At 45.7% G+C, this 700-nt stretch carries 2 protein-coding genes; both read right to left on the bottom strand.

From position 1 onward, the window contains the following. Positions 1–62: 62 nt before the first annotated feature. Positions 63–455, bottom strand: a complete 393-nt coding sequence (locus tag R7R24_RS26975) for a DUF1090 domain-containing protein (RefSeq protein WP_021449007.1) — start codon at positions 453–455, stop codon at positions 63–65. Positions 456–566: 111 nt separating this feature from the next. Next, a partial coding sequence (locus R7R24_RS26970; protein WP_318120161.1) for a GreA/GreB family elongation factor occupies positions 567–700 on the bottom strand: 134 nt, incomplete at its 5' end.

Here is a 700-nt window from a genome sequence, read left to right as displayed (position 1 = left end):
TGTGAACAACGCCACAAAACTGCGGTGAAAGATGGCTTTAACCGCCGCGAAGGTCGGTGTGCCTACTGGCCGTAATTCCATTCCAACTCACGTTTAGCGTCTAACAACTCTTTTTGTGCTTCATCTAATTTTCGGCGCTTTTTCTCGATTTTGTCGCTCGAACCCGACGTTTGTGCCTCTACCAATTCTAGCTCGCGGGCTTTTACTTTTTGCGCTTTTTGTTCGATTTCTGCTTGCAGTTTTTCGCGTAAATCTTCTTCCGAGCATTCATCCTCAATCGCAGCAAGGGCTCGTTTTAATCCATCAATGCGCTTTTGATTACCTTGTACTGTGGCGTATTCAATTTGCTGCTCAAGAGCAAACGCTTTGGCATCACACCCTTTTAGCTCTTCTTGAGCGACAGTAGGAAGCGAAATAGCCATCGTTAACGCAGCACCACAAATCACGGCTTTCATTTTAAACCTCTCCAGTAAATACAGCTCGCGCCCTCAAATGAGGGCGCATAAAAATAGGTCACATCATTGGCAAACGCACTTCGCTCGCCAAATGTTTCAAGGTCGAGGAAGTTAAGATTCTGCGCTTTGCTTGTTGTATTCAATCGAATTGATGAACCACTCTTTGTCACCTTCCGGCGTTCGAACGGTAAATTCTTCATCCACTTGCTTTTTCAACATGGCTCTGGCCATAGGGGAATCAATGG

The sequence above is a fragment of the Vibrio sp. 704 genome (assembly GCF_033339295.1).
Note: the sequence above shows the minus strand (reverse complement) of the source record. Positions and strands in the feature narration are given on the sequence as shown.

Excerpts from the sequence above, each read along its gene's own strand:
- R7R24_RS26975 (WP_021449007.1), bottom strand. The coding sequence starts at position 455 with ATGAAAGCCGTGATTTGTGGTGCTGCGTTAACGATGGCTATTTCGCTT.